8 protein-coding genes and 1 pseudogene are annotated in these 6,088 nt (G+C 34.5%); 7 read left to right on the forward strand and 2 right to left on the reverse strand.

Annotated elements, in window-relative coordinates:
- Together RT405_RS04180 and RT405_RS04185 are read left to right on the forward strand one after the other, a co-directional pair.
- Positions 1-217 (forward strand): annotated as a pseudogene (locus RT405_RS04180) (NADH-dependent flavin oxidoreductase); the annotation flags it as partial.
- A gap of 138 nt (positions 218-355) precedes the next feature.
- Positions 356-934, forward strand: coding sequence for a hypothetical protein (locus RT405_RS04185; protein ID WP_313467820.1), 579 nt, complete (start codon positions 356-358; stop codon positions 932-934).
- A gap of 58 nt (positions 935-992) precedes the next feature.
- Here RT405_RS04185 and yeiL read toward each other — a convergent pair whose 3' ends face one another.
- A complete protein-coding gene (gene yeiL, locus RT405_RS04190) occupies positions 993-1,661 on the reverse strand; it encodes a transcriptional regulator YeiL (protein ID WP_313467822.1) in 669 nt (222 codons plus the stop codon).
- 115 nt (positions 1,662-1,776) lie between these two features.
- Between yeiL and RT405_RS04195 the strand changes: the two genes are divergently transcribed.
- The 5 genes from RT405_RS04195 to RT405_RS04215 all read left to right on the forward strand — a co-directional run bounded on the left by RT405_RS04195 (position 1,777) and on the right by RT405_RS04215 (position 5,469).
- Positions 1,777-2,964 (forward strand): MFS transporter, encoded by a 1,188-nt coding sequence (locus RT405_RS04195; RefSeq protein ID WP_313467824.1) that lies wholly within the window; start codon positions 1,777-1,779, stop codon positions 2,962-2,964.
- 57 nt (positions 2,965-3,021) lie between these two features.
- Positions 3,022-3,615 (forward strand): YjjG family noncanonical pyrimidine nucleotidase, encoded by a 594-nt coding sequence (locus RT405_RS04200; RefSeq protein ID WP_313467834.1) that lies wholly within the window; start codon positions 3,022-3,024, stop codon positions 3,613-3,615.
- A 144-nt stretch (positions 3,616-3,759) separates the two neighbouring features.
- Entirely contained in the window at positions 3,760-4,212 is a 453-nt protein-coding gene (locus RT405_RS04205) for a MarR family transcriptional regulator (protein ID WP_313467826.1), read from the forward strand.
- Positions 4,196-4,597: an organic hydroperoxide resistance protein gene (locus RT405_RS04210; RefSeq protein WP_313467828.1), complete on the forward strand. Its 402-nt coding sequence runs from the start codon at positions 4,196-4,198 to the stop codon at positions 4,595-4,597. Before RT405_RS04205 ends, RT405_RS04210 begins: the two co-directional genes overlap by 17 nt.
- Positions 4,598-4,863: 266 nt before the next feature.
- Positions 4,864-5,469 carry a VanZ family protein gene (locus RT405_RS04215; RefSeq protein WP_313467830.1) on the forward strand — a complete coding sequence of 202 codons (606 nt, stop codon included), beginning with the start codon at positions 4,864-4,866 and terminating at the stop codon, positions 5,467-5,469.
- An 83-nt stretch (positions 5,470-5,552) separates the two neighbouring features.
- Here the strand turns inward: RT405_RS04215 and RT405_RS04220 are convergent.
- A partial coding sequence (locus RT405_RS04220) for an AI-2E family transporter (protein WP_313467832.1) occupies positions 5,553-6,088 on the reverse strand: 536 nt, incomplete at its 5' end.

Genomic DNA, 6,088 nt, shown 5'->3' on the forward strand with positions numbered 1-6,088 from the left:
TATCAATGCTTTGGATCTAGGAATTCCATTAATTGCCGTTGGGCGCGAATTGATTGTGGAGCCTGATTGGGTCAAGAAAGTTAAGGAAGGAAAAGAAAAGACTATTCGTACGAAAATTCATCCTCAAGACCGAGCTGATTTAATGCTGCCTGATGCAATGTGGGAATATATCGAAAGCAATCCTGGTTGGCTTCCAATTGTTGAAACAAACCGCTAAAGTGAAGCAGCGTTATTCAAAAGAAAAGAAATAACCAACAAAGGTTATTTCTTTTCTTATGGTATAAGGAATTATATAAATTTTTCTACGCTAATCTCAAATATAAAAAAATAAGCACCTTAAAGGAGTGAATAGCCAATGATGAAAAGACAAAAAAAACTTGTTTTTGTCTTTATAGGGAGTTTATTTTCGCTACTGCTCGTAGCTTGTACTGCCAATCATACAAAAAATAGTGAACAATTGGTTCAGGACCCAAATATACAAACAATCGAAAGTGTACTACAACAACTATTGAATGCACCTGATGAAGAACTTCTGACAGAATACTATTACCTGACAAATACATTTGATGAAAAACCAGAAATGACTAGCTCAGCCGCTGATAAATTAAATAATCTATTAGATGAAAGATTTGGCGACTTCTTTACAAAAACAGGCTATGAAAAATTTATTGATGAACTGGTATTTAAGTATTCGATCGCAGCGGAGTCTTCAGAGTATCAATTAATGGTAAATGGAATGGATATTACCCAAGATAAAAATGATTCTCAGCATTATGTTTTTAAAGTTCATTTAGTTTATATAACGGATGATGGAGAAGAAAAAACAGCTCTTGTTACAGGAAAAGCAGAAAGTCAAGAAAAAGGAAAATTATCTTCGATCGAAATCAAAGATGATGAAGGGCTAGAACAGGAGATGATGGAAAATAGCCAATGAGTTATTCGAACAGTAAGTAATGTTATGTAATTGCCTCTATTGAAACTAAAAAGATTGGCTATTCAAGTTCATCTGCCAATTTTTTTAGTTGTTCTTTATTCTGCAACCAGTAGTTTCTGCCATCTTTTTTTAACCAGTCTTTTTCACAAAATTGTTTAAGTACATAAAGAAGGTGACGATAGCTGACGTTTAGATAATCAGAAGCTTCAGTATGCTTTTCACTATAGCTGTTCTTTTTTTCAGTAAGCAGAATAAAAGCAGCTAATCGGTTTTCTAATGGATAGCCGCTATTTTTAGCGTAATTTTTTGTTCTTGTCAGTGTTCTTTCGCCTAATGTCTTGCATAATTGTTGTAAAAAATAAACATCTTGTAGCAACTTCTGACCACATTCTTTTAGCGAAAAGGCGATACAAACACAATTCTCCATAGCTTGAATGCCTTTCGCTTGCGTCTCAACTCCGACTAAACCTAGGTCTCCAATAAGCGAATATTCGGTTAAAAAATTAATTAAAGATACTTTCCCATTTTTATGTGTCATAAATACTTTAGCTTTACCAGAAACTAAGTAATAAAGATAAGGAAAAGCTTCTCCTTCGTTTGTTAACATCTCTTTTTCTTTAAATGTATGAATGTTAGCATAGGGAAGAAAATCTTTAGAGAATAGGGATTGAACTTTTGCATCACTTAGATAAGCGTTAATTATTTCTTGATTATTTTCAGCTTTCATCAACTCACCTCCTTATTAGTATGAGATTTATCATACTAAATTACAAGAAGGAATGTTATTCTGTTTAAGAACAGCAAATAATTTTTTGTGATAATATGGGAAAGGAAAAAGAAAAATGACTAAACATACCTCTTTAACTTTAAAGTATGCCGGTTTACAAAGTCTTTATTGGATGTGTTTTTGTGCCATTTATGGTTTTGCATCGGTATTTTTGCTGGCAAAAAACTTTGAAAATCAGCAAATTGGTGTGATACTAGCGCTGGTAAATATTTTTTCGGTTGTGTTACAGCCTGCAGTCGGTTTTCTGGTTGATCAGTTAAGCAGCCTATCTTTAAAAAAGGTGATTTCTTCTATTGCAATCGTGAATATTCTTTTTTTAATCGGATTAATTACGGTACCAGATAATCCTCTTATCAGTACAGCCTTATACATTGGCGTAACTTCATTAACACTTACGTTACAGCCTTTGCTCAATTCACTGATTTTTGAACACATTAATGAAGGACTAGAGATCAATTATGGCTTAACGAGAGGAGTAGGTTCACTTTCTTTTGCTTTTATTTCCTTTTTTCTAGGAAGGGCTCTTAATGAGTACAATGCAACGATCATCCCTCTTCTTTGTGTTTCTTTGTATTTGATCTTTTTGCTTCTCATAGTCACTTTTCCCGCAACGGAAACGCAATTGAGCAGAGAAACATCCGAATTTTACTCAAATGAAGCAACACGTCCTAAAAGCCTGTTGCATTTTTTTAAACAGTACGAACGTTTTCTTCTTTTTTTAATAGCTATCGTCTTTCTTTTTGGATTTCATACGATTATTAACAGTTACTTAGTGCAGATTATGGCTAGCCTTGGCGGAAAGGATAGTGATTTTGGTTTATCTTTGACAATCGCAGCTTCTGTAGAATTGCCGGCGATGTTAGGATTTGGTTACTTAGCTTCCAAATATAAAAGCAGCTCATTGCTAAAAATTTCCAGCTTTTTCTTTGTTGTTCGTAGCCTGTTGTTTCTTGGATCCAGCACCGTTTGGATGATCAATATTGCTCAATTATTCCAAGCGCTTTCTTTCGCGATTTATGTTCCAGCATCAGCTTATTATGTGAACAAATTAATGAAAAAAGGGGATAAAGTAAAAGGACAGACCCTGGTGATTGGGGCAACTACTTTAGGAAGTGTTTTTGGAAATGGGCTAGGAGGTTGGTTGTTAGATAATGCAACGGTTCATACAATGCTAACAGCTGGAATGCTGAGTGCAGTCTTCGGTTGCCTGCTACTGTTTTATGCTATAAAAAAAGAAATTTAAAATATAAAAATGAAAGAGAGATTGAAATGATGAAAAATTACCGAACGTTACTATTTGATGTGGACGATACTTGAAGCGCGATACGGCCAAATTAATCAAAGTCTATGGAAAGCTTTTGAAGAAGGGAAAATTGGGCGTGACGAAGTGGTCAATACACGTTTTTCTACTCTATTTAAAGAGCTGAAAAAAGAAATTGATGGGATTTTATTTGAACAAAAGTACCGCAATTACTTAAATGAAGGACACGATTTAATGGTGGGTGCATTTGATTTGGTTCAGGAATTAAAAGATGATTATGATTTATATATTGTAACTAATGGCATTTCGAAGACACAATACAGACGGTTACGGGATTCGGGTCTTTATCCGCTATTTAAAGATATTTTTGTTTCAGAAGACACCGGGTTCCAAAAACCTATGAAAGCCTATTTTGATTATGTCTTTGCTCGCATTCCAAACTTTTCAAAAGAACAGACATTGATTATCGGCGATTCTCTCACTTCAGATATCAAAGGTGGTCAACTAGCTGGCATCGCTACTTGTTGGTTCAATCCTGGAAACAAAGTAAACGAAACGGGTATTGAACCTGATTATCAAATCCAAACATTAGAAGAACTTTATCAAATCTTACAAAAACAACTCGTTAAATAAGCAGTTTTTATTCTCTTACACTTATCTCCTCTCTTTAATTGAGGCGATAAGTGTATTTTTTTAAAAACTGATATGAAAAGGTTTGCATTTTATACTTATGTGGAGTACAATTCAATTGTGCACAACTTAAACAGGAGGGAATACATGAAAGGCAATCATTTTTTATTAGAAGAGCAGCTTTGCTTTTCAACTTATACTTTATCCAAACAGTTTACAAAATTTTATCGTCCTATTCTGGAACCTTTTTCATTAACTTATCCACAATACTTAACACTGCTTTTATTATGGGAAGAACCAGAACAAAGCGTTCAAACGTTAGGAAAAAGGCTGGTATTGGATAGCGGAACGCTAACTCCTATGCTGAAAAGAATGGAAAAAAACGGCTATATTACTCGAAATCGTAATCCGGAAGACGAAAGACAAGTAATGATCAAGCCAACAAAAAAAGCAAATGACATAAAGGATGAGTTGCTTAAAAAGGTTGCTAATTGTCTTTCTCTTTTAAATTTTGATGAAAAAGAATATTTTGCTTTAATTGCTCAACTCAACGAGTTAACGACAAAACTAGGAGGAATAAACGATGACAAAGCTATATGAAACAAAAATGATCAACACAGGCGGTAGAAACGGTGAAACTCATTCTCCAGACCATTCCGTTGAATACAAAATATCAGCGCCCGGCAGTAAAGGGGAAGGAACAAATCCTGAACAATTGTTTGCAGCAGGATATGGTTCTTGTTTTAATGGAGCTCTTGAATTAGTGCTTTCACAAGCAAAAATAAAAGCAGCAAGTACAATTGAATGTACAGTTGCTTTATATAATGATCCAAACGAAGGTTTTGAACTAAAAGTTGTGTTAGAAGGCGAGATCAGTGGATTTTCAACAGATGAAACATTGGAATGGATGGAAAAAGCTCATCAAGTGTGTCCTTACTCTAAAGCTACCAGAGGAAATATAAACGTTGAATTAAAAGCAAAATAAGCTGAAAAATAATGGCAAGGATGGATACCTGATCAGACAGCCGTTCAATTAATAGACAAAAGAAACCTTAATGGCTAGTTCCTTTTAATAGGCAATTAGAAATTAAGGTTTTTTGTATACTAAAAAGACAGAAAATTAAGCACAAACAAGTAGTTAGCTCCCTAAGTAAACAAGAACGTTTGTTTGTTTTTTTATTCCCATTTGTGCGAGCACATGCTACTATGGAATGAGAAAAGATTATACAAAATGCACAATAGGAGTAAGTTATGCAACTATTCAAAGGAAAGAAAAATAAACGCCGTCTCTTCATCTTTTTAGCATTTATCAGCTTCTTCAGTGCAAATTGGTTTTACCGTACCATTTTTCAACAGAAGCTGGCCTTGTATTTAAAGCCAATTTATATTTTACCAGATACCCGTATCGTTTCATTGATGATTTCTTTAGGTTTGGCTTCTCTTTTAGTTGGGGCCTTTTATTACATTATTTACCATACGAAAGGTATAAAGAGCGTGAAATCCTCTACTCTTGTGTATGGAATAGCCTTGATCGGCTTTTTATTTTTTAACAGTTCCAGCCGTGAAGGAATGACGTTAAATCCGTTAACTTTTGTTGGAGAATTATTAAAAGGCAGAGGTATGGATATGTTTTTTAACTTGGCTTGCTTTATCCCACTAGGTTCTTATTTGAAGCGGTGGAATCTTCAGAAACTAGCGATAAAAACACTTATTCCTTTATTTTCAGTAGAGCTTGTTCAATACATAGTAGGGCTAGGATCTTTTAATGTGAGCGACTTGCTTTTGAATTATATGGGATTATTCGTAGGGTACAAGCTGATGAACGCTCGTTTTGTTAAACGGCTGATGACTAAGTAGCCAAAATATTACCTACTCTACAAAAAAGCTCTCTTTCTTTTCCGTTACATAACTGGAAAGAAAGAGAGTTTTTAGTATTGCAACTACTTTTCTACTTCAATTTTTTTATTTTCTATGGCATTCATCGGAGTAGACTTAATATAAAGGATGATTGTTTTGATTACTGCAAAAGCCGGGACTCCAAAAATAATTCCTACGATCCCCATCATTTTTCCTGCTACTAATAAAATGATAATAATAGTCAATGGGTGGATCGCTAAAGATTTCCCAACGAATTTCGGCGTCAGGAAATTAGCATCAAGCTGTTGTACAATAAATACGATCAAAGCAACAAAAAAAGCTGTTGCCGGAGAGATCGTCAAGCCGACAATAAATGCAGGCGCAGCACCAATGAAAGGACCAATATAAGGAATAAGATTGGTAGCACCGTTAATGATTGCTAATAATAGCGTATAAGGCAGTCCAATAAATAAAAAACCAAAGTATATTAAGATAGCCACCACAATACTCGCTAAACCTTTTCCACTGATATAAGCAGAAATCACTTCGTTTGTTTGATGCAGCAGTTCAATAACGTGTTTTTTATATTTTTCGGGAAATAAATTGGCAACAGCCGGTT

The organism is Carnobacterium sp. (genome assembly GCF_032094055.1).
Lineage (GTDB): Bacteria > Bacillota > Bacilli > Lactobacillales > Carnobacteriaceae > Carnobacterium_A.